26 protein-coding genes are annotated in these 25804 nt (G+C 71.8%); 19 read left to right on the forward strand and 7 right to left on the reverse strand.

What is annotated here, in order from left to right:
• Both AC5L35_RS26470 and AC5L35_RS26475 read right to left on the reverse strand, forming a co-directional pair.
• Complete coding sequence (locus AC5L35_RS26470) at nt 1-618, reverse strand: SGNH/GDSL hydrolase family protein (protein WP_495062415.1); 618 nt, start codon at nt 616-618, stop codon at nt 1-3.
• Entirely contained in the window at nt 615-1820 is a 1206-nt protein-coding gene (locus AC5L35_RS26475) for an NAD(P)/FAD-dependent oxidoreductase (protein ID WP_495062416.1), read from the reverse strand. The genes AC5L35_RS26470 and AC5L35_RS26475 overlap by 4 nt, the downstream gene beginning before the upstream one ends.
• Nucleotides 1821-2090: 270 nt before the next feature.
• On the opposite strand from AC5L35_RS26475, the gene AC5L35_RS26480 reads away from it, so the two are divergent.
• A complete protein-coding gene (locus tag AC5L35_RS26480) occupies nt 2091-2621 on the forward strand; it encodes a PaaI family thioesterase (protein WP_495062417.1) in 531 nt (176 codons plus the stop codon).
• Nucleotides 2622-2649: 28 nt separating this feature from the next.
• Here AC5L35_RS26480 and AC5L35_RS26485 read toward each other — a convergent pair whose 3' ends face one another.
• Together AC5L35_RS26485 and AC5L35_RS26490 are read right to left on the reverse strand one after the other, a co-directional pair.
• Nucleotides 2650-3534, reverse strand: coding sequence for an MBL fold metallo-hydrolase (locus tag AC5L35_RS26485; protein ID WP_495062418.1), 885 nt, complete (start codon nt 3532-3534; stop codon nt 2650-2652).
• A 126-nt stretch (nt 3535-3660) separates the two neighbouring features.
• Nucleotides 3661-4602 carry a LysR family transcriptional regulator gene (locus AC5L35_RS26490; RefSeq protein ID WP_495062419.1) on the reverse strand — a complete coding sequence of 314 codons (942 nt, stop codon included), beginning with the start codon at nt 4600-4602 and terminating at the stop codon, nt 3661-3663.
• 240 nt (nt 4603-4842) lie between these two features.
• Between AC5L35_RS26490 and AC5L35_RS26495 the strand changes: the two genes are divergently transcribed.
• From AC5L35_RS26495 to AC5L35_RS26520, 6 genes are all read left to right on the forward strand, one after another.
• Nucleotides 4843-5793: a PDR/VanB family oxidoreductase gene (locus AC5L35_RS26495; protein ID WP_495062420.1), complete on the forward strand. Its 951-nt coding sequence runs from the start codon at nt 4843-4845 to the stop codon at nt 5791-5793.
• Between the two features lie 211 nt (nt 5794-6004).
• Nucleotides 6005-7168: an ABC transporter ATP-binding protein gene (locus tag AC5L35_RS26500; protein ID WP_495062421.1), complete on the forward strand. Its 1164-nt coding sequence runs from the start codon at nt 6005-6007 to the stop codon at nt 7166-7168.
• Between the two features lie 13 nt (nt 7169-7181).
• Nucleotides 7182-8561: an ABC transporter substrate-binding protein gene (locus AC5L35_RS26505; RefSeq protein ID WP_495062422.1), complete on the forward strand. Its 1380-nt coding sequence runs from the start codon at nt 7182-7184 to the stop codon at nt 8559-8561.
• A gap of 4 nt (nt 8562-8565) precedes the next feature.
• Complete coding sequence (locus AC5L35_RS26510; protein ID WP_495062423.1) at nt 8566-9513, forward strand: carbohydrate ABC transporter permease; 948 nt, start codon at nt 8566-8568, stop codon at nt 9511-9513.
• A gap of 10 nt (nt 9514-9523) precedes the next feature.
• The gene (locus AC5L35_RS26515; RefSeq protein ID WP_495062424.1) at nt 9524-10399 is read left to right on the forward strand and encodes a carbohydrate ABC transporter permease; all 876 of its coding nucleotides are present in this window, start codon (nt 9524-9526) and stop codon (nt 10397-10399) included.
• A gap of 47 nt (nt 10400-10446) precedes the next feature.
• A complete protein-coding gene (locus AC5L35_RS26520; protein WP_495062425.1) occupies nt 10447-11274 on the forward strand; it encodes a metallophosphoesterase in 828 nt (275 codons plus the stop codon).
• 18 nt (nt 11275-11292) lie between these two features.
• On the opposite strand, the gene AC5L35_RS26525 is transcribed toward AC5L35_RS26520, so the two are convergent.
• A complete protein-coding gene (locus AC5L35_RS26525) occupies nt 11293-12423 on the reverse strand; it encodes a cytochrome P450 (RefSeq protein WP_495062426.1) in 1131 nt (376 codons plus the stop codon).
• Nucleotides 12424-12765: 342 nt separating this feature from the next.
• Between AC5L35_RS26525 and AC5L35_RS26530 the strand changes: the two genes are divergently transcribed.
• From AC5L35_RS26530 to AC5L35_RS26575, 10 genes are read left to right on the forward strand one after another with little or no spacing between them, the layout of a single operon-like run.
• Nucleotides 12766-14478, forward strand: a complete 1713-nt coding sequence (locus AC5L35_RS26530; protein ID WP_495062427.1) for an AMP-binding protein — start codon at nt 12766-12768, stop codon at nt 14476-14478.
• Nucleotides 14475-15296, forward strand: a complete 822-nt coding sequence (locus AC5L35_RS26535; RefSeq protein ID WP_495062428.1) for a ferritin-like domain-containing protein — start codon at nt 14475-14477, stop codon at nt 15294-15296. Before AC5L35_RS26530 ends, AC5L35_RS26535 begins: the two co-directional genes overlap by 4 nt.
• Nucleotides 15293-15784: a PaaI family thioesterase gene (locus AC5L35_RS26540; protein ID WP_495062429.1), complete on the forward strand. Its 492-nt coding sequence runs from the start codon at nt 15293-15295 to the stop codon at nt 15782-15784. The genes AC5L35_RS26535 and AC5L35_RS26540 overlap by 4 nt, the downstream gene beginning before the upstream one ends.
• A complete protein-coding gene (locus AC5L35_RS26545) occupies nt 15781-16050 on the forward strand; it encodes an acyl carrier protein (protein ID WP_495062430.1) in 270 nt (89 codons plus the stop codon). The genes AC5L35_RS26540 and AC5L35_RS26545 overlap by 4 nt, the downstream gene beginning before the upstream one ends.
• Nucleotides 16047-16901, forward strand: a complete 855-nt coding sequence (locus AC5L35_RS26550; protein ID WP_495062431.1) for an SAM-dependent methyltransferase — start codon at nt 16047-16049, stop codon at nt 16899-16901. The genes AC5L35_RS26545 and AC5L35_RS26550 overlap by 4 nt, the downstream gene beginning before the upstream one ends.
• 14 nt (nt 16902-16915) lie before the next feature.
• Complete coding sequence (locus AC5L35_RS26555; RefSeq protein WP_495062432.1) at nt 16916-17827, forward strand: acyl-ACP desaturase; 912 nt, start codon at nt 16916-16918, stop codon at nt 17825-17827.
• Nucleotides 17824-18291 (forward strand): acyl-CoA thioesterase, encoded by a 468-nt coding sequence (locus AC5L35_RS26560; RefSeq protein WP_495062433.1) that lies wholly within the window; start codon nt 17824-17826, stop codon nt 18289-18291. The genes AC5L35_RS26555 and AC5L35_RS26560 overlap by 4 nt, the downstream gene beginning before the upstream one ends.
• 10 nt (nt 18292-18301) lie before the next feature.
• On the forward strand, nt 18302-19966 hold the full coding sequence (locus AC5L35_RS26565; protein ID WP_495062434.1) for an AMP-dependent synthetase/ligase: 1665 nt from the start codon (nt 18302-18304) through the stop codon (nt 19964-19966).
• On the forward strand, nt 19963-21330 hold the full coding sequence (locus tag AC5L35_RS26570; RefSeq protein WP_495062435.1) for an FAD-dependent oxidoreductase: 1368 nt from the start codon (nt 19963-19965) through the stop codon (nt 21328-21330). The genes AC5L35_RS26565 and AC5L35_RS26570 overlap by 4 nt, the downstream gene beginning before the upstream one ends.
• Complete coding sequence (locus AC5L35_RS26575; protein WP_495062436.1) at nt 21327-22370, forward strand: beta-ketoacyl-ACP synthase III; 1044 nt, start codon at nt 21327-21329, stop codon at nt 22368-22370. Before AC5L35_RS26570 ends, AC5L35_RS26575 begins: the two co-directional genes overlap by 4 nt.
• Here the strand turns inward: AC5L35_RS26575 and AC5L35_RS26580 are convergent.
• Together AC5L35_RS26580 and AC5L35_RS26585 are read right to left on the reverse strand one after the other, a co-directional pair.
• Complete coding sequence (locus AC5L35_RS26580) at nt 22335-23063, reverse strand: SDR family NAD(P)-dependent oxidoreductase (protein WP_495062437.1); 729 nt, start codon at nt 23061-23063, stop codon at nt 22335-22337. The two genes, AC5L35_RS26575 and AC5L35_RS26580, sit on opposite strands and share 36 nt — an antisense overlap.
• A 151-nt stretch (nt 23064-23214) precedes the next feature.
• Nucleotides 23215-24240 (reverse strand): aldo/keto reductase, encoded by a 1026-nt coding sequence (locus AC5L35_RS26585; protein ID WP_495062438.1) that lies wholly within the window; start codon nt 24238-24240, stop codon nt 23215-23217.
• A 171-nt stretch (nt 24241-24411) separates the two neighbouring features.
• Between AC5L35_RS26585 and AC5L35_RS26590 the strand changes: the two genes are divergently transcribed.
• Both AC5L35_RS26590 and AC5L35_RS26595 read left to right on the forward strand, forming a co-directional pair.
• A complete protein-coding gene (locus AC5L35_RS26590) occupies nt 24412-24762 on the forward strand; it encodes a hypothetical protein (RefSeq protein WP_495062439.1) in 351 nt (116 codons plus the stop codon).
• A 111-nt stretch (nt 24763-24873) separates the two neighbouring features.
• Nucleotides 24874-25779, forward strand: coding sequence for an SMP-30/gluconolactonase/LRE family protein (locus tag AC5L35_RS26595; RefSeq protein ID WP_495062440.1), 906 nt, complete (start codon nt 24874-24876; stop codon nt 25777-25779).
• Nucleotides 25780-25804: the final 25 nt, after the last annotated feature.

Raw genomic sequence — 25804 nt, forward strand, 5'->3', positions numbered from 1 at the left:
TTACCGCCGCACGTCCGCGCCGGCCAGCATCGCCGCGATCTCCACCGCGATCGTGCGGTGGCCGACCGCCGACGGGTGGATCCCGTCCGGGTACCACATCGACGGGTCGTCGGTGAGGTCGGCGGTGGCCAGCGCGTAGCGCCGCACACCCAGCTCGTCGCACAGCTGCGCGAGATGCTCGTTCGCGTCGATGAACCGCTCGCGCAGCAGGGTCACCGTCGCCACGGGGAGACCCGGGATGCGCCCGGGGATGTCGGGGTAGTCGTGGGTGAAGACGGTCCGGCCCGGCACCGTCGTCACCGTCTCGAAGATCGTGCGCAGGTTCGCCCGCATCCCGTCACGGTCGTAGGCGCGCACCAGGTCGTTGCCGCCGACGGCCACGCCGAGCAGTGGCGTGTTCACGTCGGCGACGGCCGGGAGCTGGGCATCGACGACGTCCTGCGTCGTCGCCCCGAAGGCACCGAGGTTCAGCACGGCGGTCTCCTCGATCCCGAGCAGCCGCGCCACCCGCGGCACCCAGCCGACGAAAGTTCCGTCCGGGCGGGGGTCGCCGCGTCCCTCGGCGAAGCTGTCGCCGAGCACCACCATCGCGTACTCGCGCCGGGCCCCGCCGCTCACGCCGCCACTCCGGCCCGAGCCATGATCGACGCGACATTGGTGGGGGCGAAGAACTCCTCGCCGGTGATGCCACCGCCGACCATCGTGTAGAACTGCTCGGTCGCCGCCGCGTCGACGCTGACGGCGGCCACGAGCGCCTGCAGCGCCGGCGCGAGCTCCAGCTCGGAGATCATGCACGTGAAGTCGTAGCCGGATCGGCTCTCGGCGTCGCGTTCGCGCTGGTAGTCGGCCAGCGCCTCGGCCATCGGCCGCCCGCCCGTCAGACCTTCGTGCAGGCGGTCGGCGAGCAGCTCGGCGTGCACGAAGGCGTCGCTGATGCCCTTCCCGGTGAACGGGTCCTTGTGGTAGCCGGCATCGCCGACGAGCGCCCAGCCCGGCCCCTGGCTCACGCGGTAGAAGTTGTCCGGGTAGCGGATGGCGCGATAGCGCTCGAGCTGCGTGCCGCTCGCCACCTGCTCTGCCATCCCGCTGTCGATCCGGCGGATGGTCTCGTAAAAGTTCCCGTCCACGTCGCGGCGGAAGTCGGAGAACGTCTCGCGTCTGCGCATGATCGCCACGAGGGTCTGACCGTCGTTCGTGGGCCACGCACCGAACTGCTGGCGCTCCCCGATCCGGCTGTGGAACTGGACGTCCAGGCCGTCCCAGTAGCTGTAGTAGATGAAGCACGCGGCCGGGACGACGTTGTAGCGGTCCGCGCCGACGGCGTCGGCCACGAAGGAGCCGCTGCCGTCGGCGCCGATCACGACGGTGGCCCGTTCCTCGACGGTCCGGCCCGCGTCGTCCGTCCCACGGACGCCGACGACCGCGCCGTCGGCGAACACCAGCTCGGTGACGGTGAAGCCGAGCCGCACCTCGGCGCCGGCTCGCTCGGCCGCGCGCAGCAGGATCGGGTCGAGCACCGTACGGCGCGGAGCGATCGTGGCCGTGATCCCGTCGATGGGGGCGGCGAAGCCGGAGATCACCGAGTCGCCGAAGGACACGGTCATGTTCGTGATCGGTGCGACGCCGGTGGCGAGCACCTCGTCGAGCAGACCCCAGCGCTGCAACCGCGACAGCCCGTACTGCTGCAGGTAGTGCGTGGAGACGGTGTCGGCCGGCAGTGCGGTGCGGTCGAGCACGAGCACGCGGTGCCCTTGCCGGGCGAGCAGCATGGCGAGCGGCGAACCGGCGCAGCGGGCACCGACGATGATGGCGTCGTACATGGCGACGTCTACTCCTCGATCGGGGAATGATCACCGGACGATCACGAGTGCGTCAGTGCGGATCGGATCGCTCTACCCGGGTGGCACCTACAGGTCTACGGGGCCGATAGAATTCGTGTCAATGCGCGGAGCTCGGCGATGCGGCAGCGCTATCGCCCCATCCCCGACCCTTATCAGCAACTCATCCGAAGCAGTCCGGACGCTTTTCTTTCGACACCGGTGAATATCTTGTTCATCCCCTGTCCACATTTCCCGGCACTAATAGCGGCCATGTCTCCCGACCCGAACCCACTGACATCCGTCGTCGCTGCCGAATCCGCTCGGCTCGCGGCGGCGGGCACCGACGTGATCGACCTCGACCGGCTGCGGACCGTCGTCGACTCGATGGTGCCGTTCAACAACTTCGTCGGCGTCCGGATCACCGAGCTCAGCCGCGAGCACGCCGTCGCCGAGCTTCCGGTCCGCGACGAGCTGCTCAACCACTTCGGCACGGTCCATGCCGGCGCGCTGTTCCTCGCCGCCGAGGTGGCCGGGGCCGGGGCGTTCTCCGGGGCGATGGCTCCGCGCGTGCTGCAGGTGCAGCGGTTCGTGCTGCGCGAGAGCAAGGTCGGCTTCCTCAAACCCGCGAGCGGCCGGATCCGCGCCCGCGCCACCGTCGACCAGCAGGTGGTGACCGAGGTCCTGGCCCGCCGGTCGGCCGAGCGGTTCGAGCTGACCGGCACGGCCCTGCTGCACGACGACGCCGGCCTGCTCGTGGCCCGCGTTGAGCTCGACTACGTGGCCTGGATCGCGGCAGCGTGAGGTGGAGCGCTGCGGTCCGCTCGGCCGGTTACTGACCGGGGACCGCCGCCGGGAGGCGGGGAGCGGGCGGCAGCGCGGGCGACACCGGGAACCGCCTGCCCGGTGCCGCGAGCCGGACCGGCCCGACGAACACCGCAGCGGCGGCGGCACGGCGCGCTGCGAGTACCGCGGCATCTGCCGTGGTGAAATGCGTGAGCACCAACTCTCCCACACCGTTGGTGGCCGCGACCGTGCCGGCGTCGGCCGCGGAGAGATGCCCGTGCGGTCCGGTGTCGGTGTGGTCCAGCGTGGCCTCGGCGAGCAGCAGGTCGACGCCGTGACTCAGCGGCCCCAGCCCGGCGGCGAGACCGGTGTCCCCCGTGTAGGCGAGGCTGCCGGTGGGGGTCTCGATCCGCACGCCGCAGTTGGGCGCGGTGTGCCGCAGCAGGTGCATCGAGAGCCGGCATCCGCCCACCTCCACGACGTCACCCGGCTGGTACTCGCGCACGTCGAAGGCGATGTCGAAGGCCCGGTCGAGCAGCGGGAACGTCGCGACCGGGAAAAGCTCCGCGAGCCGGTCGAGCACGGCGCGGCCACCCTCCGGGACGTACAGCGGGACGCCGGGGGCGCTCTGGTCCAGGCTCTGCAGCGCTGTGAAGGGATCAGCGTCCGGTAGCTCGGCCAGCACCCGCCGGGCCCGGGCGTGCAGGAGTGCCTTGCCCAGCGGCAGCAGGTCGTAGCAGTGGTCCAGGTGCAGGTGGCTGATCACCACGGCGTCGAGCGCGGCGGGTGCGGTGACGGCGGACAGGGCGGTGACGATGCCCGGCCCGCAGTCCAGCAGAAGAGTTGTCGGCCCGGCCTCGACCAGGTAGCCGGAGCTGGGCTGGCCGTCGGCGGGCATGCCCGACCGGCAGCCGAGCACGGTGAGCTGCATGCGCGGGAGTCCCTCCGTCGTTCCGGCGACGGCAGGTCGCCGATCGCGGAACGACGATGCGGAAAGCTGCGCGGATGGGGCAATGAGCAGTTCGCAAACAGACGATCGGGGATCGCAATCGTCTCGCTACGACGCGGGCGACAGCCGGTCCGAGCCGGGCTCCGGGTCCGGTTCGCGCCACGTGAAGGGCCCCGAGGCAGCAAGGCTGGTCAGAAAGGCTGCGAGCACCGGTGAGGTGTCGCCGGCCCGCCAGGCCGCGTACAGGTTCAGCCGGGGCACCGGTCCCGTCAGTGCCACGGCGACGAGCCCCTGCGAGCCCGCGCGCACGGCTCGTGCCGCCGACGCGAAACCGAGGAGCGGACGGGCGGCCACCACCACCGCCGTCGCCAGCGGATCGTCCACCTCCTCGGCGACGACGAGCTCGGTGCCGGCCCGCGCAGCGGCGTGCACGATCGCGTCGTGCATGGCCGGGCTCTGCCCGCGCCGGAACAGCACGCACGGCCGCTCCCCCAGCTCGAGCATCGAGATCGACTCCCGGCGCGCCCACGGGTGGCGCGGAGCCACCACGGCGACCACCGGCAACGAGAGCAGCTCCCGGGACTCCAGCTGCGCCGTCCGTGGCCGCCCGTAGACGAACCCGACGTCGAGCTCGTCGTTCAGCAGCGCCTCGACCTGCGGGCCGCTGCGTCGCTCCCACAGCTGCGCCTGCACCTTCGGGTGGTCGGCGGCGAGCCGGGCCAGTGTGGGCGGCAGCACGCTCAGTCCGGCCGGGAAGTTGAACCCGACGCTGACGGTGCCCGACCTTCCCTGCGCAGCCGCCTTCGCCGCCTCCACGGCCCGTGCCGCCTGTCCGACGAGCCGCTCGGCCTCCTTGCGGAACGCCTCCCCGGCTGGAGTCAGCCGGACCTCGTGTGATGTGCGGCTGACCAGCTCGACGCCGACCTCCCGCTCCAGCCGTTGCAACTGCTGGCTCAATGACGGCTGCGCGAGGTGCAGCCGGGCTGCCGCCCGTCCGAAGTGGAGCTCCTCGGCGATCGCCAGGAACGACACCAGGTACCGGAATTCCATCGCCAGCCCCTCCCCCTGAGACGACCACGTTAGGGGTCTTTTGTGAAGGTTGAGCGGATCAGCCGGTGGTGGCTGCACGAACAGTGCGTGACGCGGACAGGCCCGTCAGGGGACCTCCCGACGGCACGGCGGTGACATCCCGCCGCCGTCCCCGATCGCGCGATCGACGTCCGCTCTCACCGCCCTCGGGCGCGAGTGCCCGACCCTACGGTCGGGTCGCCGCCGATCCGAGGACCGACGATGACCGATACCCGCACCGAACCCGTTCTGGACGCGCGCGTCCGCAGCGTCCGCACCGTCGCCGACGGGGTCAGGGAGCTGGTCCTCACCGCGCCTGCGGGTCGCCCGCTGCCGGCGTGGTCGCCGGGAGCGCACATCGACCTGCTGCTCGGCCCTGGTCTGGTGCGGCAGTACTCGCTGTGCGGGGACCCGGAGGACAGCACGCGCTGGCGTGTGGCCGTGCTGCGGCAGCCCGGCGGCCGCGGCGGCTCCGCCCTCGTGCACGACCGCGTCCGGGCCGGGGACCTCCTGCGCGTGCGCGGGCCGCGCAACAACTTCCCGCTCCGGCCTGCGTCTGCCTACCTGTTCGTCGCGGGCGGGATCGGCATCACGGCGCTCCTGCCGATGATCGCGGCGGCCGAGGCTGCCGGGGCCGACTGGCGCCTGCTCTACGGCGGTCGCTGCCGCGGGTCCATGGCGTACCGGGAGGAGCTCGCGCGGTACGGATCGTGCGTCGACGTCCGTCCGCAGGACGAGACAGGTCTGCTCGACCTGGACGGGGCGCTGGCCACCGCTCCGTCCGGAGCCCTCGTGTACTGCTGCGGCCCGGAGCCGCTCCTGCGGGCCGTGGAGCAGCGGTGCGGAGGCCCGCGGCTGCACGTCGAGCGGTTCGCACCGCGTCCCGTGGAGGACGCGGCCGGCCCGGCGGCGTTCGAGGTGCTGCTGCGCCGGTCCGGCCGAACGGTGCACGTGGCGGCGGACGAGTCGGTGCTCGCCGTGGTGCAGGCCGCGGGCGCAGCTGTGCTCGACTCCTGCCGCGAGGGCACGTGCGGTACCTGCGAGACGACGGTGCTCGCAGGCCGGCCGGACCACCGCGACTCCGTGCTCGACGAGGACGAGCGAGCCGCGGGGGCGTCGATGATGGTCTGCGTCTCGCGGTCGCTCACGCCGGTGCTCGAGCTCGACCTGTGACCGGGCTGCCGACCTCGCGCGGACGTCGATCGGCACCGCGGATCGGCACAGTGCAACTGCCGATCGTCGCAGCTCATCACCCCTGGAAACGGTGCCCCGATCGGATGTCGGGACCTGACGTTCATCTCGCCTCCACGCAGCCGTGCTGGCATCCCGCCGCGCGCACCGCGATCTCGTGGTGCGCCGATCGGCCAGGAAGGACGCCCCGCCCGTGAGTCGGATCCAGATCGAAGGGCTGACCCGCCGCTTCGGCGCCGTCACCGCCGTCGACCACGTCGACCTCGATGTCCCCGACGGTGACTTCCTCGTTCTCCTCGGGCCCAGCGGCTGCGGCAAGTCGACGCTGCTGCGGATGCTCGCGGGGCTGACCCCGCCGTCGGCGGGCCGGATCCTGCTCGACGGTCGCGACATCACGGCCACTCCGCCCCGCGACCGTGACCTCGCCATGGTGTTCCAGAGCTACGCGCTGTACCCGCACCTGACCGTCGCCCGCAACATCGGTTTCCCGCTCCGGGCCCGGCGCCGTCCACGACCCGAGGTCGCCTCCCGCGTCGAGACCGTCGCGCGCGTGCTCGGACTCGAGGAACTGCTGCACCGCAGGCCACGCGAGCTCTCCGGCGGCCAACGCCAGCGGGTGGCGCTGGCGCGGGCGCTGGTCCGCGATCCCGGGGCCTTCCTGCTCGACGAGCCACTGTCCAACCTGGACGCCACGTTGCGCACCGCGACCCGCGCCGAGCTCACGGAGCTGCACAGCCGGCTGGGCTCGACGTTCGTGCACGTCACCCACGACCAGGTGGAGGCGATGACCATGGCCACCCGGATCGCGGTGCTGAACGCGGGTCGGTTGGAGCAGGTCGGCACGGCGGCGCAGGTCTACGACGAGCCCGCCTCCGTCTTCGTCGCCGGGTTCCTCGGATCGCCGGCCATGGGTCTGCTGCCCGGGCGGCTCGAACGCGTCGACGGGAGCCTGCGGGTGCTGGCCCCCGACGTGGACATCCCGCTGGGGGTGGCGGACCCGGAGGACGCCGGCCGCGAGGTCGTCCTCGGTATCCGCGCCGAGCACCTCCTCCTCGCCGAACCCACCGCAGCGCCCCGGCCCGGTGCCGCGCTGCTCCGCGGCACCGTCCGGCTGGTGGAGAACCTCGGCAGCGAGGAGGTCGCGCACTGCCTGGTCGGCGACGCCCGGTTGCCGGTGCGCGGCCCTCGGCCGCTCGGGCTGACGGCCGGCGATCCCGTGACCCTCACGACCGCGCCCGAGCGAGTGCACCTCTTCGATCCCGCCAGCGGGCGCCGGCTCGTCCGGCGCCCCGCCTCCACCGGCACCGCTGACGTGCCCGCGCACGTCCCCGATCTGTCCGCCGTCTCACCCAGCTGAGGAGCACAACCCCGTGAAGAGATCACTCGCCCTGCCCGCCGTCGCCGCCGCGACGGCGCTGGCGCTGACGGCCTGCGGTCTGGGCAGCACGGCCCCGGCGACCCCGGCGGCATCAGCCGTGGCGAGGGCCCCGGAGCTCGCGCCCGGCCAGCAGGTGTCGATCGTGCTGGAGAGCTACAACTTCGGTCAGGCCGGCGCCTGGAGCGACACGTTCACCGCGCTGCTCGACGCCTTCCACCAGCAGCACCCCACCATCACCGTGACGGGCCAGAAGCCGCAGGGCAACAGCTCGAACCCGGCCAACGACACCGTCTCGAGCGTCCAGGCCCAGCTGGCCACGGGCGCGCCGCCCGACGTGGCGCAGCTCGGCTTCAGCGACCTGGACTTCACCGTCAACCAGCTCGGCGCCAAGCCGCTCGACGACCTGGTCGGAGCCGACGTCGTGGCGGCCAACTACGAGGACGGGCACCCCTTCGCGCCCAAGGCGCGCGAGCTCGCCGACTACGACGGCAAGACCTACGGCATCCCGTTCGTGTTCTCCACCCCGGTCCTGTTCTACAACACCTCCCTCTTCCGGCAGGCCGGGCTCGACCCGGCAGCCCCGCCCACCACGTGGGCCGAGGTGAAGGCGGCCGGGCAGCGCATCGCCCAGGTCACCGGCAAGGACGGCGCCTACGTCGACTGCGTCACGGAGACGGCGAAGGACTGGTGCCTGCAGAGCGTGATCCGTTCGAACGGCGGCCGGGTGATCAGCGAGGACCGCACCCGGCTGGAGTTCGCCGACCCCCCGGCCGTCGAAGCCGTCACGATGCTGCAGGACCTCGTCACCTCCGGCGCGGCGCCGAAGCTCACCCAGCAGCAGGCCGTGGAGGGGTTCGCGCGCGGCGACCTCGGCATGATCCTCGAGTCGAGCGCGCTGCAGGGCACGTTCACCAAGGGCGCGCAGGGCGGTGGCTGGGAGCTGCGCGGAACCGGCGTCCCCGCATTCACGGGCAAGCCCGTGGTGCCCACGAACTCCGGAGCCGCACTGTTCGTCCTCTCCGCCGACCCCGCCAAGCAGCGCGCCGCGTGGGAGCTGATCCGGTTCCTGACCAGCGACGAGGCCTACGTCCAGATCTCGAGCAAGATCGGGTACCTGCCGCTGCGCACCGGGCTCGTCGACGATCCCGCCGGGCTGCAGGACTGGGCCGCGAAGAACCCGCTCGTCCGCACCAACCTGCAGCAGATGGACGCCATGGAGCCGTGGGTGTCCTTCCCCGGCAACGACTATCTGCAGGTCCGGGACGGCATGATGCAGGCCGTCGAGCAGGTGGTGCTGCAGGGCGCCGACCCGCAGGCCACGCTGTCCGCCGCGGCCGACCGGCAGGCAGCGCTCCTGCCCTCCGGCGGCTGAGGCGGTGTTCGTCGAGCTGGACGCGCCCGCCCCGCTCGTGGTGCGGGCCGTCCTTCCGCCGTCCCGCTCCGCGAGGCTGCGCCGGGCGGGACGCTCGCTGGTGCCGTACCTGTACCTCGCGCCCGGACTCGTACTGCTGGGGATCTGGGTCTACCGCCCGCTGGTCCAGACCGGGCAGCTGTCGTTCTTCTCCTGGAACCTCTTGCCCACCACGCCGATGGTTCCCGTCGGGTTCGAGAACTACGAGCGGCTGTTCACACTGCCGGAGTTCGGCTCGTCGATCTGGCGCACGGTGGTGCTCGTCCTCGGGCTGCTTCCGTTCACGGTCGTCGTGCCGGTGGCCGTCGGGCTGCTGGCCAGGCGGGTCCGGGGCCGGGCCGCAGTGGTCTACCAGGCGCTCGTGTTCGCCCCGCTGCTCATCGCTCCGGTGGCGGGCGCGGCGGTGTGGCAGTGGCTGCTCGACCCGCGCTCCGGGGCGATCAACCAGGTCCTCGGGACCACCACCAACTGGCTACAGGAACCGGGCCCCGCCCAGCTCGCGATCATCGTGATCACCGGCTGGCACGTACTGGGGTTCGCGGTACTCGTGGTCGCGGCCGGCCTGGCCGGGATCTCCGACGACTACGCGGGTGCCGCCGCGCTCGACGGCGCGACCCACGGGCAGATCACCCGCTGGATCACGCTGCCGCTGCTCTCCCCCACGCTGGTGTTCCTGGTGCTGATGACGGTGCTGCTGTCGGCCCAGTGGAGCTTCCCGCTGATCGACGCCCTCACCAACGGCGGTCCGGCAGGGGCCACCACCAACGTCTACTACCTGCTCTGGGACTACGGCTTCCACTCGTTCGACGCGGGGCTGGGCGCAGCAGCCGGCGTCATCTTCTTCATCGGCTTCGGGGTGATCGCCGCCGGGCTGGTGGCGCTCTCGGACCGGGTCACCTTCCACGACAACTGACAGGAGCCCCATGGCCGTCATCGCCGAGCGCGCCGCCGCACTCGAACGGGCCGCGCCCGCCGACGAGCCGGTCGGCACGCACTCCCGCACCCGCACCGTCGGCGGGCACCTGGCACTCGGCATGCTCGGAGTGCTCTGCGCCTTCCCGATCTACTGGCTCTACGCGACCTCGCTGCGCGCCCCGCAGGACATCTACTCGCTCGCGGCGCTGCCGTGGCCACTGTCGGCGCAGAGCTACGTCGACGCGTTCCGGGTCCTCGACATCGGCGGGCTGCTGCTGAACACCACGGTGATGGCCGTGCTGATCGCACTCGGTCAGCTGCTCACCGGGCTGCTCGCCGCGTACGCGTTCGCCGCCTGGGAGTTCCGCGGCAAGGCGCTGCTCTACCTGGCCTTCGTCGCGACGTGGCTCGTCCCGTTCCAGGTGACGATGCTGCCGAACTACGTCCTGCTCTCCCAGCTCGGCGTGCTCAACACGATCGCGGGTGTCGTGCTCCCCTCGCTCTGCACCGCCCTCGGCGTGATCCTGCTGCGCCAGCACGTGCAGGCCTTTCCCACCGAGCTGCTCGAGGCCGCCAGGCTGGACGGGCGCGGGTCGTGGTCGACACTGTGGACGGTGGTCGTGCCGAACCTGCGGCCCGCGCTGGCGGCGCTGGGGATCCTGCTCTTCGTCAACGCCTGGAACGAGTACTTCTGGCCCGCGCTCGTGCTGCAGCGCTCCAACGCGGTGCTGCAACTGGGGCTGCGCAGCTTCATGGGCACCGAGGGCAACGACTGGGGACCGATGATGGCCACCGCCGGGATGGCATGCCTGCCGGTGCTGGTGCTCTACCTCGTACTCCAGCGCCAGATCGTCAACGGCTTCGTGCGCTCCGGGTTGAAGTGAGCGGCGCCGTGCCTGCGAACGATGTCGGGACTTCTCCCGTCGCGACCGTGATCCAGCTCAGCGACCTGCACGTCGTGGCACCCGGACGACGCCTGCGCGGGGGCGTCGACCCACTCGCCGCGGTGGCCGCCGCCGTGGAGACCGTCGAGAACGCGGACGTCGACGTGGCGGCCCTGGTGCTCTCCGGCGACCTGACCGACAGCGGGGACCCGGCGGCGTACCGCGCGCTGCGGGCGCTCGTCGAGCCGGCAGCGCAGCGGATCGGCGCGCCGCTGGTGTACGCGATGGGCAACCACGACGACCGTGCGGCGCTGCGGGCCGGCCTGCTCGGCGCCGCACCCACCACGGAGCCGTACGACCACGTGCTCCGGATCGGCGGGCTGCGGATCGTGGCGCTCGACAGCACGGTGCCCGGCCACCACCACGGCGTCCTCGAACCGGCGCAGCTCGCGTGGCTCTCGGCTGAGCTGGCCGAGCCGGCACCGCTGGGCACCCTGCTCGTGGTGCACCACCCACCCGTGCCCACCGCGTTCGCCCCGATGCGCGGCAACGACCTGCAGGACCCCGCTGGGCTGGCCCGGGTCGTCACCGGAACGGACGTGCGGATGGTGCTGTGCGGGCACACCCACCACGCCGGCGCCTCCGCGCTGGCCGGGGTGCCGGTGTGGATCGGGCCGGCGACGGCGCACCGCGCGGAGCTGCTGTCCCCGCCCGGCCGGGCGCGCGGCCGGGCGGGAGTGGCTCTGAGCCGGATCGACGTCTACGCCGACGCCGTGGTGGCCGCCGCCGAGCCGCTCGACGGCGCCGCGGTGCTCGTCGACACCGATGCCGCGGCTCTGACGGCCGCCGCCGATGCTCGGACCCTCACCCCGTAGCGGCACCGCCGGCACACGTCAGGCCGTGAACCGCAGCGGCAGCTCGCGCAGCCCGCGGATGAGCAGGTTGGGCCGGTAGACCGGTTCCCCCGCCTGTTCCAGCGTGCGGACCCGGCGCGCGAGCTCGGCCAGGAGGACCTCACCCTCCAGCCGGGCCAGCGCCGCGCCCATGCAGTAGTGGATGCCGAGCGCGAAGCCCAGGTGCCGCGGTGTCGCGGTGCCACTCGCGTACCGGGTCACGTCGAACTCGTCGGGCCGGTCGTAGGCGCGCGGATCCCGGTTGGCCGAGCCGACCAGGACGCAGACGTTCTCGCCTTCCCGAAACGTACGGCCGCCGACGACGAGGTCCTGCCGGGCGGTGCGCGTCGTCATGTGCACCGGCGAGTCGTACCGCAGGATCTCGTCCACGGCGGGCCCGGCGAGCTCGGGACGCTCCCGCAGCAGGGCCAGCTGCGCAGGGTTGCGCATCAGCGCGAGCAGACCGTTGCCGACCATGTTGACCGTGGTCTCGTGACCGGCGATGAGCAGCGTGATGCAGGTGGTGAGCATCTCGTGCTCAGTGAGCGTGTCGCCCCGCTCGTGGACGGCACCGAGCGCGCTCACGAGGTCGTCGCGCGGGTCGCGCAGGCGCTCGGCGATCAGCGCACGGAAGTAGGCGATCAGCTCGCGGGAGCCCTCGTCCCGCGCCCGGCGCTCCTCCGGTGAGAGCACCGGGTCGGGGTCGAAGCCGCGGGCGAGCCCCGGCCCGAGACGGTGGACCATCGACTGGTCGGCGTCCGGCACACCGAGCAGCTCGCAGATGACGATCAGGGGCAGCGGGTAGGCGATCGCCTCGATGGCCTCCACCTCGTCCGCGGCCAGCGCGGCGTCGAGCATGCCCGTGACCAGCTCGAGGATCCGCGGGCGCAGCTCGACCACCCGCTTCGGGGTGAAGGCCTTGCTGACGAGGCCCCGCAGCCGCGTGTGGTCGGGCGGGTCCATCCACAGGAACGACGTGGGCAGATCGGTGCGATCGGCGTCGGGGTGGAAGAGCTCGGCCTCATCGCGGTGGCTCCACAGCGTCTCGCTCAGCACTGCGCTGCACTCCGCGTGGCGGGTCACGAACTCGACGCCGAATCCGCTGTCGAGGAACGGGACAGCCTCTCGCACAATCGCATAGCGCGGATAGGGATCGGCTCGGTGCTCAGGGGCGAAGGCATCGAACACGGGCGGACTCGCAGTAGCGCTCATCACACTTCCTCGTCGTCGGTGGTCGGCGCTGCAAAGAGGCGACCAGCTTCTCCCGGTCAAGCGGTACGCGTGTTTGTCCGGATAGTGAATCGCTCGTGAAATCTGGGCGCGGACGGCATCGGTGAACAATCGGCGATTGGCGTCAGCGATGGCGCGATGAATTGGAGTGCGCCGCGCTTGACCGGTATGCCGATCGGAGGTGTGCTCGACAGCGGAAAAGCTGTGCGAACCGCCCGAGCAAGCCCGAGCAGCGAGGACGAGATGCCGACAGCGCCATATCTGGCGACGACCGGTCCGACGCCCTGCGATCCCGACCGCACCACTCCCCTGACGCTGCACGACGCGCTGGACCTCGTGGCCGCGCAGCATCCCGGACAGCAGGTGCACTTCCCCGACGAGTTCGAGCGGCTGCGCTACGCCGAGTTGGCCACGGCGTCCCGGGTGGTGTCCGCTGCGCTCGTCCGGCGGGGCGTCCGGCCGGGCGACCGGGTCGGGATCCTCTCCCCGAACGCACCGGAGTTCCTGCAGTCCCTCTTCGGCATCGTCCGCGCCGGGGCCGCCGCCGCGCCGCTCGCCCTGCCGATGGGCACCGATCTCGCCGACTACGTCCGCCGCACCCAGCGGGTGGTCGAGGCCGCCGGGATGACCCACGTCGTGCTCTCACACCGCATCGCGGCCCGGATGCGCCCCGCGCTCGCTCACCTCGGCGGGCCGGCCGTCCTCGACAGTGCAGAACTCCTCGCCCAGGACGTCCCCGACGGCACGGCACCCGCTGCCGTCGACACCTCGGCGGCAGCGATCGTCCAGTTCACCTCCGGCAGCACGGCCGCCCCGAAGGGGGTCGTACTCAGCCATGCGAACGTCTGGCACTGCGCCCGTGCCATCACCGCCGGCATCCGGCTCGGGCCGGACGACGTGCACGGCTCGTGGCTGCCCCTCTTCCACGACATGGGCCTCTTCGGTGCGCTGACCGGGCTGTTCCGGGGGATCCCGCTGCACCTGTGGTCCCCGGCCGGGTTCGTTCGCCGCCCCGGACGGTGGTTGGCACAGTTCGCCCAGGTCAGGGGCACGATCGCCACGATGCCGAACTTCGGCTACGACGCGCTGGTGGCGGCCGTGCCGCCGGCGGATGCCGCCGGGCTGGACCTGTCGGCGTGGCGGGTGGCGTTCAACGGGGCCGAGGCGGTGGCGCCCGCATCGGTGGCCGCGTTCCTGGAGAGGTTCGCTCCGGCCGGCTTCCGGGCTCCGACCATGGTGCCCGCGTACGGCATGGCCGAGGTGACGCTGGTGGCCACGCTGCCGCCACCGGGTCGGGCCCCGCTGATCGAGTGGGTGGACCGCGACGCGCTCGCGGAGCGCGGTGAAGCCGTCCCGGTGGCGGCCGAGGCATCGGGCGCCCGCGGTCTCGTGGGTCTGGGACGGGCGGTCGCCGACATGCAGGTCCGGATCGCCGACGGCGACCGCGTCCGGCCGGACGGTGTGGTCGGCGAGATCCAGCTGCGCGGCGCCATGGCGACGACCGGCTACCTCGCCGGGGCCGACAGCAGGGACCTGTTCACCGCCGACGGGTGGCTGCGCAGCGGGGACCTGGGCTACCTGCGTCGCGGCGAACTGTTCTTCACGGGTCGCCTCAAGGAGATGATCACGGTCGCCGGGCGGAACGTGTACCCGCTCGACGTCGAGGACGCGGCCCGGCAGGTGCCTGGCGTCCACAAGGGACGATGCGTCGCGTTCGCCGACGGGCCGCAGGACCGCGAGCGGATCGTCCTCGTCGCCGAGACGACCGTCACCGACGACCACGTCCGGGCGGATCTCGTCCGGCGGTTGCGCGAGCGGGTGGCCGCGGTCGCGGACGCGCCCGGCATCGCCGTTCATCTGGTGGCGCCCCGCGCCATTCCCCGAACCACCAGCGGAAAACTGCGCCGGCTCGATATGCGCGCCGCGCTCCGGACCGAGGACACGGTGAAGAGATGACGACCGAGACCGTCCCCACGATGCAGGAGATGCACAGCCTCGGAGTGTTCCGACACTACGACCGGAGCCACTGGCGCTTCTCCGAGATCGCGCTCGCCGACATCGACCGCAGTCTTGTGCGACCGGAGTACATCACGCTCGTGAAGAGCGCCGTGATGGGCGAGTCGAACGTGATCGCGGCGGTGCACGGATTCATGAACGAGTTCATCGACGACTACGACTTCTCAGCCTTCGCGGTGATCTGGGGATACCAGGAGGTGCAGCACCACTACGGGTTCAGCTCGTATCTGCAGGCCGTCGGAGAGAGCGTCGACTCGCGGGCGGTGGCGGCCATGCGGGCGCCCTACGAGCCGGGCAGCACGCGGTCGGCCACGCTCGCCACCAACATCATCTCCGAGCTGACCGTCAACCACGTGTACCGCTCGGTGTCGGCATGGGTGCAGGAACCGGTGCTGGCCGACCTGCTGCTGCGTGCCAGCCGGGACGAGGCGGGACACGCGCGCGAGTTCCGGCACTTCGCCGCCGCCCGCCTCGCTGCGCACCCCGAGGAGCTCGCCTCCGTCCTGGAGACCCTGTACTTCTACACCGCCGACGAGAAGATCAAGCACCCCGTGAGCGTGTTCAAGTCGGGTCTCGACGCACTCTCCGGGCACGAGACGATCGACACCGGCTTCCGGCTGTTCCTCGACCGGATGGCCGCCCAGGGCGAGCTGGACGAGCTGCAGGGCAAGATCCGCAAGACCTTCGGCAGTCTCACCGGGCTCGACCTGAGCAGCAACGGCAAGGTGCGCCGGGCGCTGGCGGGGGCTCTCGGATGACGGATCTCGCAGAGCATCAGGCCGAGCTGACGCTGCCGTGGGCCGGACGCGCCGACTCCCACTGCTTCGGCTGCGCGCAGGCCAACCCCGTCGGTCTCGGCCTGCGCTTCCGCCCCGGCACCGACGGCGGCATCGTCACGGACCTGTGCCTGGACCGGCGCTTCGAGTCCTATCCGGGGGTCCTGCACGGCGGGATCGTCGCGCTGGTCTGCGACGAGGCGATGGGCAACCTCGTGGTGCTGCGCCACGGAACGGTGGCGGTGACCACCAGCCTGCGCATGCGCTACGTCGGCGTCGTCGCCGTCGGCGGCCGCTACAGCTGCCACGCCTGGATCACCGGCGCCCCGGACGCTGCGATCGCGGGCCGGGCCGAGGTCCGTGACGTGCACGGCGAGCTCATGGCCACCGCCACCGCCGGCTACCGGCCGGTGCCCGCCGACGACGCCGGGCTTCCCCGCACCAGCCCCCGAGGAGAGGACCCGACATGACCACGTCCGAAATCGCCCGTGCCGAGATCACCGGCTCCGTCGTCGAGATCGTCGCCGAGGTGCTCGGAGTCGCCGCCGACGACCTGCGCACCGACACCGACCTGCGGACGGTCGAGGGCGCCGACTCGATCAAGGTCCTGCGGATCATCGCGAAGATCGAGCAGCGCTACGACATCGAACTGGAGGACGAGGACGTCTTCGGGGTCAGCACCGTCGAGCAGGTCAGCGACGTGGTGTCCGCCGCTCTCGAGGGCGGCCCGTCGTGACGGCGACGGTCGCTGCCGAGGGTGGCGCCCACGCGACGAACCAGCACTACGATCTCGACCCGGCCGTGTTCGAGCAGTTCCTCGACCCGATGCGCAAGTACAGCTCCGGGCTGTACCTCCGGGACGGCGACGGCCTCGCCGCCGCCCAGCGGCACAAGCTCCGGTTCGTCGCCGACCGCGTCGGCATCAGCGACGGCGAGCGCGTGCTCGACGTCGGGTGCGGCTGGGGCGCTCTCACGCTGTTCATGGCGGGTCGCTACGACTGCACGGTCACCGCCGTCACGCCCGCGGCCCGGCAGCGCGACCACATCGTAGCCGTGGCGACGGGCCGCGGCCTCGTCGACCGTGTCCGGGTGCACCACGGCGTGTTCGAGGAGTTCGACGCGCCCGCCGGCAGCTTCGATGCCGCGGCCGCGCTCGGGTCCGTGATCCACATGCCCGACCTGCCTGCGGTGTTCACGCGCACCCGCCGGTTGCTGCGCCGCGGTGGCCGCTTCTACGTCTCCGAGAGCTGCTTCCGCACCCCGGCGGTCCAGGCCGAGTTCGACGCCCGACCGGGCACGGACTTCGTCCGGAACACGATCTTCGGCAACGGCCGCCTGCGGCCGCTGTCGGAGCTGGTGGCGGCGGCGGAGACGGCCGGCTTCTCGGTGGTGGCCGTCGACGACCTCACCGACCACTACCGGCGCACCATCGACGCCTGGATCGCGAACGTGGCCGCGACCGCCGACCGGCTGGACGCCCTGGAGGACGGCCTGGCCGCGCGGCTCACCCACTACCTGGAGATCGCCAACGCCGGCTGGGGCTTCACCACGAAGCACTACGGCCTGACGCTGCGGAACGGGCGATGAGCGAGCCTGAATCAGTGTCACAGCGCGGCGAGGACCAGCCGGCCGCTGCGCATCGCGAGCCGGAGCGCTGGAGCGCGGAGCTGATCACCACCGAGCAGCTCGGCGAGGCGGTGGACACCTTCCTCGCCGCTCTGCCACCCGAGCGGCGCTGGGACGCCGAGCGAAGCCTCGACTGGGCATCGGCGGACGCCGACCGCCTCACCGACGGCCAGCGCTCGGCCGTCGAGTTCGTCACGGTGATCGAGGACCACCTGCCCGGCTACTTCGACATCTACCACCGCCATTTCCCGCTGGACTCCCGCGTCGACCCCGACGTCTTCACCCACCACCGCGAGCTCTACCACTTCACGGTGCGGTGGGCCGCCGAGGAGGACACGCACGCCCGCGCGCTGGCCCGCTACCAGCGGGCGGCCGGGATGCGCGAGCGTGATGCGCTGCGCGCCGACCTCACCGGGTACGGGCGGGCGCCGTTCACCCTGCCGTTCGAGCACCCCGTGCAGTTCTTCACCTATGCACTCGTGCAGGAGAAGGCGACACAGATCTACTACCAGCAGCTGCGTGCGGACGTCAGCGATCCGGTGCTCGCCGACCTGCTCACGCGGCTCTCACGGGACGAGGCCCGCCACTTCACGTTCTTCGCCGACGTGGTGACCAGGTACCTGCGCGTGCACGGTGACCGCGTCGTCGGGCCGGTCCGCGACGTGATCGCCGACTTCCGGATGCCCCTGGCCGGCACGGTCCGCGGCTACTGGCGATGGGCCCTTCGGATCGCCGACGTGGCCCGCTACGACCACACCGACGCCTACGAACACCTCATCTCCGTGATCGACCGCGCCGTCGACGTCCGCACCGACCCGCTCGACGAGCTCGTCCGCTTCGTCGACTCCTGCCGCACCCTCGCCATTCCGACCGGAGGCACGCGATGACCGCTGACACCGAGACCGCCGCTCCGCAGCAGCCTGCCGGTGCGGAGCACCCTCACCTGTCCCGCTTCGCCGTGCGCGGCTACGAGATCGACGCGCTCGGCCACGTCGCGCACACCGTGTACATGCAGTACGCGGAGCAGGCCCGCTGGGAGTGCCTGGCGGAGGCGGGGCTCACGGTCGACCGCCTGCTCACCGCAGGCGTCATGCCCGCGATGCTGGAGACCACGATCAGCTACCGGCACGAGCTGCGCTACGGAGACGTCGTCGACGTCGGCTGCGAGTTCCACTGGGGCGAGCGCAAGACCGCGCGCATCGTCCAGCGTGTGACCCGGACGGACGGAGTGCTCGCCGCCGAGGTCACCAGCGTCGCCGGGCTGCTCGACCTGGGCCGGCGCCGGCTGGTGGAGCATCCGCGTGAGCGGCTGCGTGAGCTGGCCGACGCGCCCGAGCTGCTCGGCGTCTGAGGCGGCAGTGATGAGTACCTCCCTGCGGGCCACCCGCGCCGTCGCGAGCAGCACGAACCCGGGCGGCCCCGACCTGCCCGACGACGTCGGCCTGGCCCACCTGCTCGACCTCGGGCTCGCCCGCGACCCCGATGCGGTGGCGCTGTCCCGGCTCGGGCCCGACGGATGGGTGGACCGGACCTGGACGCAGCTGCACGAGGACGTCGCCGCCGCCGCGGGCCGGCTGCTCGGCCGGGGCCTGCGCCCCGGCGACCGGGTGGCGATCCTCGGCCGCACGAGCTATGCGTGGGCGGTCGCCGACCTGGCCGCCGCGCTGGTCGGCCTGATCACCGTGCCGATCTTCCCGACGTCGTCGCCCGCGCAGATGCGCCACATCCTCACGGACGGCGGGGCGAGCGCCTGCCTGGCCGAGGACGGGCGCGAGGGGGATGTCCCCGGTGAGGTCGCGGTGTTGTCGCTCGACGGGCTCGTCGAGCCGGACCGCGATCCCGACGGCTGGGGGGCCGTGGCGCCCGCCGACCCCACCGCGGCGCGGGCCGCGGTCCGCGCCTCCTCCGTCGCGAGCATCGTCTACACCTCGGGAACGACGGCTCTGCCCAAGGGCTGCGTCCTCACCCACCGCAACCTGTTCACGGCCGCCGCGGCGGTGGTCGAGCACTGCACGGAGCTGTTCGCCGACCGGGGCGCAGGACAGCCCGCGACCATCGTCGGGCTCCCGCTCGCCCATGTCTTCGGACGCACGGTCCTGCAGGCGGGCCTCTACAGCGGTTCCCGCACCGCGCTCGCCCCCGGTGTGCCGGAGATGGTCGGTCAGCTCGCCGCGTTCGAGCCGACCTGGCTCGCCGTCGTGCCGTACGCGCTGGAGAAGCTGCGCAAGGGCATCGTCGCGGCAGGCGGACCTCCGGGTCGGCATCCGATGCTCGGCACGGCGTTGCGCCACGTCATCTGCGGGGGCGCCCGGCTCGACGCGCCGATCGCCGAGTTCTTCGCCGGCCACGGCGTCACCGTCCTGCAGGCCTACGGGCTCACGGAGTCGGCCACCGCCGTATCGGTCAACATCCCCGCGACCAACCGGATCGGGACGGTGGGCCGTCCGGTGCCGGGCACGACCGTCGCGATCGCCGAGGACGGTGAGCTGCTCGTCCGCGGCAGGCAGGTCTCCCCCGGTTACTGGCCCGACCCGCACGCGTCCGCTGACGGGTGGCTGCACACCGGAGACCTCGCCGCGCTCGACCCCGACGGGTTCCTGCGGATCACGGGGCGGCGCAAGGAGATCCTCGTGACCACCGGCGGCAAGAACGTGGCGCCCGTGCCCATGGAGGACCGGCTTCGGCTGCACCCGCTCGTCGCGAGCGCCATGGTCGTGGCCGAGGGCCGTCCCTACGTCACCGCGTTGCTGGCCCTGGACCACACCGCGGTGCTGGCATGGGCGCGACGCCACCGCAGGGCCGCCGATCCGGCCTCGCTCGTCGCCGACCCCAAGCTGCGCGCCGAGCTCACGCGCGCCGTCGATGCCGCCAACGAGATCGCGTCGCGAGCCGAGTCGATCCGCCGCTTCGCCGTCCTGACGGAGGACTTCACGGTCGCGGCCGGACACCTGACACCGACGCTCAAGATGCGCCGCGACGTCATCGAGGACGCGTTCCGGGCCCAGGTCGAAGGGCTGTACCCGTGACCAGGACAGCCGCGGGACGGGGCCACGCCGTGGTGCTGGGCGCCGGGATCGCCGGACTCCTGTCGGCCAGGGTGCTCAGCGACGCGTTCGACAGCGTGACCGTCGTGGAGCGGGACGCCGACACCACCGACGGCGTGGTGCGGCGCGGGGTGCCGCAGGGTGCGCACCTGCACGGACTGCTCGACGGCGGCCGACGGATCATCGAGGACGTGCACCCGGGGATCACCGAGGAGCTGGTGGCCGCGGGCGCGCCGGACGGCGAACCGCTTCGCGACACGCGCTGGTACCTGCACGGGCGCCGACTCCACGCCACGTCCACCGGACTGCGCTCGGTGCTGTCCACCCGGCCCTTGCTGGAGCAGGTGCTGCGGGCCCGCACGGTCGCCCTTCCCGGAGTCGCGTTCGCCCCACCCGCCACCGCGGTGGGCCTCGTCCGTGGTCCCGACGGCGCCGTGGGCGGGGTGCGGGTGCGCCGGACGGCCGGCGGCGAGCAGACGATCGGCGCCCGGTTGGTCGTCGACGCCTCGGGGCGCACCTCCCGGCTGTCGGCCTGGCTCACCGCCCTGGGCGAGCCTGCACCCGTCGAGGACCGCGTCGACGTCGACCTCGGCTACGCCACCCGGATCTACCGGCGCCGCACGGACCAGCTCGGCGGCCGGCTCAGCGTCATCGTGTCCACGATCCCTCGCTCCCGCGGCGGCGGTGCCGTCGCCGTGGAGGGTGACCGGTGGCTGGTGACCCTCGCCGGAATCCTCGGTGATGCACCGCCCGCCGACGCCGACGGGTTCACGGCGTGGGCAGCAACTCTGCCCGTCCCCGACGTCGCAGAACTGATCGCGGACGCCGAGCCCCTCACCGACCCGGTGCCGTTCCGGTTCCGCGGGTCCCGGTGGCGGCGCTACGACAAGCTGCCCACCTTCACCGCGGGCGTCGTGGCGATCGGTGACGCCGTGTGCAGCGTCAACCCGCTCTACGCGCAGGGCATGTCGCTCGCCGCCCAGCAGGTGCTGGTCCTGCGGGAGCGGCTCGCCGCGCCCGGCCCCCTCGACGCCGGGCACTACTACAGAGCGCTCGCGCCCGTCTGCCGGAGGGTGTGGGACATCGCCACCCGGTCCGACCTCGCCCTTCCCGAGGTCGACGGCTCGCGGCCGCTGCTCGCCCGGGTGCTGGACACCTACGTCCGCCGCGTGCAGCTCGTCGCCCACCGGAATCCGGCCGTCGCGCGCGCGTTCCTGCGGGTGGCCAACCTGGTGGATCCGCCGGCGAGCCTCCTCGCACCACCCGTCCTGGCCGCCGTGCTCCGACCCGGCGCGACGGCCCCGCTGCCTCCACTGCGGGAACACACCGGATCGAGGACACGATGAGGGGTGGCGCCGAGCAGGCCGGCCGCGGTGTCGCGGTGGCCGGCATCGGTCACGCCCTGCCCCCGCGCGTGGTCACGAACGCCGAGCTGTCCCAGCACCTCGACACCTCCGACGAGTGGATCAGGACCCGCACGGGCATCCGGCAGCGGCACGTCGTCGACCCCGGGACGGCGACATCCGACCTCGCCGTCGAGGCGGGAGCCAAGGCGCTGGCTTCGGCCGGGATGCACGCGGTCGACCTCGTGGTCCTCGCGACCACGACGCCGGACCATCCCTGCCCCGCTTCTGCGCCCACCGTCAGCAGCCGGCTCGGGCTCGGCGCGGTTCCCGCGTTCGATCTGAACGCCGTCTGCTCCGGGTTCGTCTACGGGCTCGCGGTGACCACCGGCATGCTCCGGTCCGGGGCAGCAGGCTCGGCCCTCCTGATCGGCGTGGACACTTTCTCGACGATCGTGGACCCCACCGACCGGGCCACCGCGTTCCTGTTCGGTGACGGGGCGGGCGCGGTGGTGCTGCGCGCGGAGCCCGGCGGCGGCATTCTCGACGTCGAACTCGGGAGCGACGGGAGCCTGGAGCAGCTGATCCAGGTCCGCAGTGGTGGGTCGAGGCTGCCCACCAGCCCGGACCCGGCGGACGGCTTCTTCGCCATGCAGGGCCAGGCCGTCTACCGGCACGCCGTCGCGCACATGACTGCCTCCACCGCCACCGTGCTCTCCAGAGTCGGCTGGTCGGTGCGGGACGTCGACTGGTTCGTCGGCCACCAGGCCAACCTGCGCATCCTCGAGGCCACCGCAGCCCGGCTCGGCATCCCCGCCGAACGCACCCTCGTCAACCTCGACCGGGTCGGCAACACCGCCGCCGCGTCGATCCCGATCGCTCTGGCCGAAGCGGCAGCAGCCGGGGACCTGCGGGCCGGCCACAAGCTCGCGCTCGCCGCCTTCGGCGGCGGTGCGACCTGGGGATCAGCTGCCTTGGTGTGGCCGGAGCTTCCGCTGATCGTCGGATCAGGGCGCGAGGTAACCGCCGTCGACGACGAGTGAGGTGCCGGTGATGTAGCTGGCCTCGTCGCTGGCGAGGAACAACGCCGCGTACGCGGTCTCGATCGGCACGCCCGGTCGCTTGAGCACGGTGCCCGCGATCAGCGCCTCATTGATCTCGGGGGCCTGGTGCTCGTTCATCGGCGAGAGGATGTAGCCGGGGTGGAGGGAGTTGCAGCGCACCCCGTCCTGGCCGTGGGTGGCCGCGACGTTCTTGCTGACGTTGAGGATCGCGCCCTTGGCGGCCTGGTAGGCGTACGAGTTGGGCACGCCGGCCAGGCCCCAGATGGACGAGACGTTGATGATCGAGCCCGCCTGCTGCCGGATCATGTGCGGCAGCACCTCGCGCATGCCGAGGAAGATGCTCTTCAGGTCGATGTCGAGCACCCGGTCGTACTGCTCGTCCGTCGTCTCGAGGATCGGCTCGTACTCGCACACCGCGGCGTTGTTGATCAGGATGTCGATGCGTCCGTGCTCGGCCACGATGTCGGCCACGACGGACTTCCACTGATCGGGCTGCGTGACATCCATCGTCACGAAGGTGACCTTGCTGTCCTCGGTGTCGGCCGCGTCGAGGACGTCGCCCGACACGACGGCCGTCGCACCCTCGCGCATGAACAACTCGGCCATCTCACGGCCCTGACCGCGGGCTGCACCGGTGATGAGCGCGACCTTGTCCTTCAGACGATCCACCATTGGATTCCGCTCCTAGCTCGAGGATCGGCGCCGCCGACGTTGCGGCGGCGCTGACGTCCGACCGTATGCTTGTCAGACAATAATCCGCAAGCGTGCAGGACAGCCGCACCAGGCGCGAGCAGCTCCCGCTGCCGTCAGCGGCTCCGAGGTGTCAGAGCTTCCGCCCGTTGGCGCGCTGCCTGCGCCCCGGCAACCCGTACGGGTAGTCGCCGACGATCGGGTCGCTGGCCTCGTCCAACAGTTGGGTCTCATCGTCGGACAGGTGCAGACCGGCCGCGGCCAGGTTGTCGTCGAGCTGCTCGACCGTACGGGCGCCGAGGATCACCGAGGTGACCGCGGGCCGGTCGGCGGTCCAGGCCAGTGCGACCTGCGCCATCGACACCCCGCGCGACTCGGCGATCTTGCCGACGGCGTCGATGACCTGCCACGTCCGCTCCTGTGCGTTGCGCGGCGTGTAGGCCTCCATCCCCCGCTCGGGGTCGTCGCCGAGCCGGCTGGGACCCGTCGGGACCTCGTCACGGCGGTACTTACCGGTCAGCCAGCCCCCGGCCAACGGAGACCACGGCAGGATGCCGATGTTCTCGCTCTCGCAGACGTCGGTGAGCTCGAACTCGATCTCGCGGACCAGGAGGTTGTACTGCGGCTGCAGTGTGACGATCGGGGCCAGGCCGAGGAACCCGGTGAGCATCGCGGCCTTCTGCAGCTGCCACCCGAGGAAGTTGCTCACTCCGGCGTAACGGATCTTGCCGGCTCGCACGGCGTCGTCGAAGAACCGGAGCGTCTCCTCCAGCGGAGTCAACGCATCCCACGCGTGCGCCTGGTAGAGATCGATGGAATCGACCTGCAGCCGCCGGAGACTCGCCTCCAGAGCACGGGTGAGCCCCACCCGGCTCAGGCCGACGTCGTTGGGCCCCTCCCCCATCGGGAAGCGGCCCTTCGTCGCGATGACGACCTGGTCACGGACCTCCGGGCGCTTCGTCAACCAGCGCCCGACGATCTCCTCCGAGACGCCCCGGGAGTAGACGTTGGCGGTGTCGACGAAGTTGCCTCCCCGTTCCACGAACCGGTCCAGCTGCGCGTGTGACACCTCCTCGGTGCTCTCGTTGCCGAACGTCATGGTGCCCAGGCACAGGGACGACACGATGGTTCCGGTGCCGCCGAGCGTGCGATATTCCATTCCGCTGTCCTCCATGAGGGGCCGTCGCCGGGGATCGCGACCCACCCGCACATCCTGTCGCCCGGGCCGGCCGGTGGTGGGTGATCCACACCACGCGGCGGAGTGAGCGGCCGAGGCCCGAGCCGCGACAGCGATCCTGCACGAACAGGCCTGCTACGCCACCATCAGCGCATGCCGAAGTACCGGGTCAATGACGCCGCGGTCGACCACGCCCACCACCTCATCGACGCCCGCCGCTACGTCCTCCGAAGCCGGTGGGGAGACGTCCAGCCCTCCGCCGCCGACGGCACTCGCTACCTCAAGACCCACACCTGGGACGAGTACGGCGCCTGGCATCTCGGCCTCACCGACGGCGCAGCCGACGACACCAAGCGCCGCTACGCCTTCGTCCTCGGCGACTACACGCGCATCCATCGGATGGGGATCATCTCCTGCCATTATCGCGCCGCGGAGTGGGGCCACAAGGACATCGAGCTCGCCGCCCACGAGCTCCTGCAGTACCTGGACGACTCCCGCAGCTGACGGACACCACCTGCGTACGTCTCAGCCATACTGATCCAATGCGGCCACGGACGGTCCGGTGGACGCAGCGCTTCCGGTTTGCCAACGACGACAAACGGATTCGAGGTCACGATGGAACAAGGTGCGCCGACTCGTGAGCTGACGGTCGTGCTCGACGGATACTCCTTCCTGGAGTGTCCGCGGTGGCACGACGGCCGGCTGTGGGTCTCCGACTTCTACACCAACCAGGTCGTGTCGACCGACGGTCGTGGTCACGTCGAGGTCGTGGCCGAGGTGCCGCGCCAGCCTGCCGGGATCGGCTTCCTCCCCGGCGGACGCGCGCTCATCGTGTCGATGCGTGATCATCGCGTCCTGGTGCGCGATGAGTCAGGGTCGCTCACCGAGCACGCCGATCTGTCCGGCGCGGTCTCGGGGATGCTCAACGACATGGTCGTCGACGATCGCGGACGTGCCTTCGTGGGCAACTTCGGCTTCGACCTCATGGGTGGAGCCCCGTTGCGTCACACCACGCTCACGCGAGTCGACGCGGACGGGACCGTGGCCACTGTGGCCGACGACCTGTGTTTTCCCAACGGCATGGTGATCCTCGGCGGGAACGTACTGGTCGTCGCGGAGACGTTCGCCGGGCGGCTGACAGCGTTCGACATCGCGGACGACGGCGGGCTGAGCAATCGGCGCGTGTGGGCCCAGTTCGGCGAGCCGCCGCACACCGAGGACGTCGGAGAGGCGCTGGAGCAGCTCCAGGTCGTTCCGGATGGCATCTGCGCAGACGCGGAGGGTGCGATCTGGGTGGCTGACGCCCTCAACGCCCGCGTGATCCGGGTGCAGGAGGGCGGCGAGATCCTCGACGAGATCTCGACCGGGCTCGGGGTCTTCGCCTGCATGCTCGGCGGCGACGATGGCTGCACCCTCTTCCTGTGCACTGCTCCGTCCTTTCCCGAGCACGAACGCCGGCCGGTTCGCGAGGCGCGGCTCATGGCCGTCCGCGTGGAAGTTCCCCACGCCGAGTTGCCCTGATCGTCGACCCCGCCGCTCATGGAAT

It is taken from the genome of Pseudonocardia sp. OZ21 (assembly GCF_059359135.1).

Excerpts from the sequence above, each read along its gene's own strand:
- AC5L35_RS26475 (WP_495062416.1), bottom strand. The coding sequence starts at position 1,820 with ATGTACGACGCCATCATCGTCGGTGCCCGCTGCGCCGGTTCGCCGCTC.
- AC5L35_RS26490 (WP_495062419.1), bottom strand. The coding sequence starts at position 4,602 with ATGGAATTCCGGTACCTGGTGTCGTTCCTGGCGATCGCCGAGGAGCTC.
- AC5L35_RS26585 (WP_495062438.1), bottom strand. The coding sequence starts at position 24,240 with ATGGAATATCGCACGCTCGGCGGCACCGGAACCATCGTGTCGTCCCTG.
- AC5L35_RS26595 (WP_495062440.1), top strand. The coding sequence starts at position 24,874 with ATGGAACAAGGTGCGCCGACTCGTGAGCTGACGGTCGTGCTCGACGGA.
- AC5L35_RS26545 (WP_495062430.1), top strand. The coding sequence starts at position 15,781 with ATGACCACGTCCGAAATCGCCCGTGCCGAGATCACCGGCTCCGTCGTC.
- AC5L35_RS26530 (WP_495062427.1), top strand. The coding sequence starts at position 12,766 with ATGCCGACAGCGCCATATCTGGCGACGACCGGTCCGACGCCCTGCGAT.
- AC5L35_RS26535 (WP_495062428.1), top strand. The coding sequence starts at position 14,475 with ATGACGACCGAGACCGTCCCCACGATGCAGGAGATGCACAGCCTCGGA.
- AC5L35_RS26575 (WP_495062436.1), top strand. The coding sequence starts at position 21,327 with ATGAGGGGTGGCGCCGAGCAGGCCGGCCGCGGTGTCGCGGTGGCCGGC.
- AC5L35_RS26495 (WP_495062420.1), top strand. The coding sequence starts at position 4,843 with ATGACCGATACCCGCACCGAACCCGTTCTGGACGCGCGCGTCCGCAGC.
- AC5L35_RS26485 (WP_495062418.1), bottom strand. The coding sequence starts at position 3,534 with ATGCAGCTCACCGTGCTCGGCTGCCGGTCGGGCATGCCCGCCGACGGC.
- AC5L35_RS26480 (WP_495062417.1), top strand. The coding sequence starts at position 2,091 with ATGTCTCCCGACCCGAACCCACTGACATCCGTCGTCGCTGCCGAATCC.
- AC5L35_RS26515 (WP_495062424.1), top strand. The coding sequence starts at position 9,524 with ATGGCCGTCATCGCCGAGCGCGCCGCCGCACTCGAACGGGCCGCGCCC.
- AC5L35_RS26565 (WP_495062434.1), top strand. The coding sequence starts at position 18,302 with ATGAGTACCTCCCTGCGGGCCACCCGCGCCGTCGCGAGCAGCACGAAC.
- AC5L35_RS26590 (WP_495062439.1), top strand. The coding sequence starts at position 24,412 with ATGCCGAAGTACCGGGTCAATGACGCCGCGGTCGACCACGCCCACCAC.
- AC5L35_RS26580 (WP_495062437.1), bottom strand. The coding sequence starts at position 23,063 with ATGGTGGATCGTCTGAAGGACAAGGTCGCGCTCATCACCGGTGCAGCC.
- AC5L35_RS26540 (WP_495062429.1), top strand. The coding sequence starts at position 15,293 with ATGACGGATCTCGCAGAGCATCAGGCCGAGCTGACGCTGCCGTGGGCC.
- AC5L35_RS26560 (WP_495062433.1), top strand. The coding sequence starts at position 17,824 with ATGACCGCTGACACCGAGACCGCCGCTCCGCAGCAGCCTGCCGGTGCG.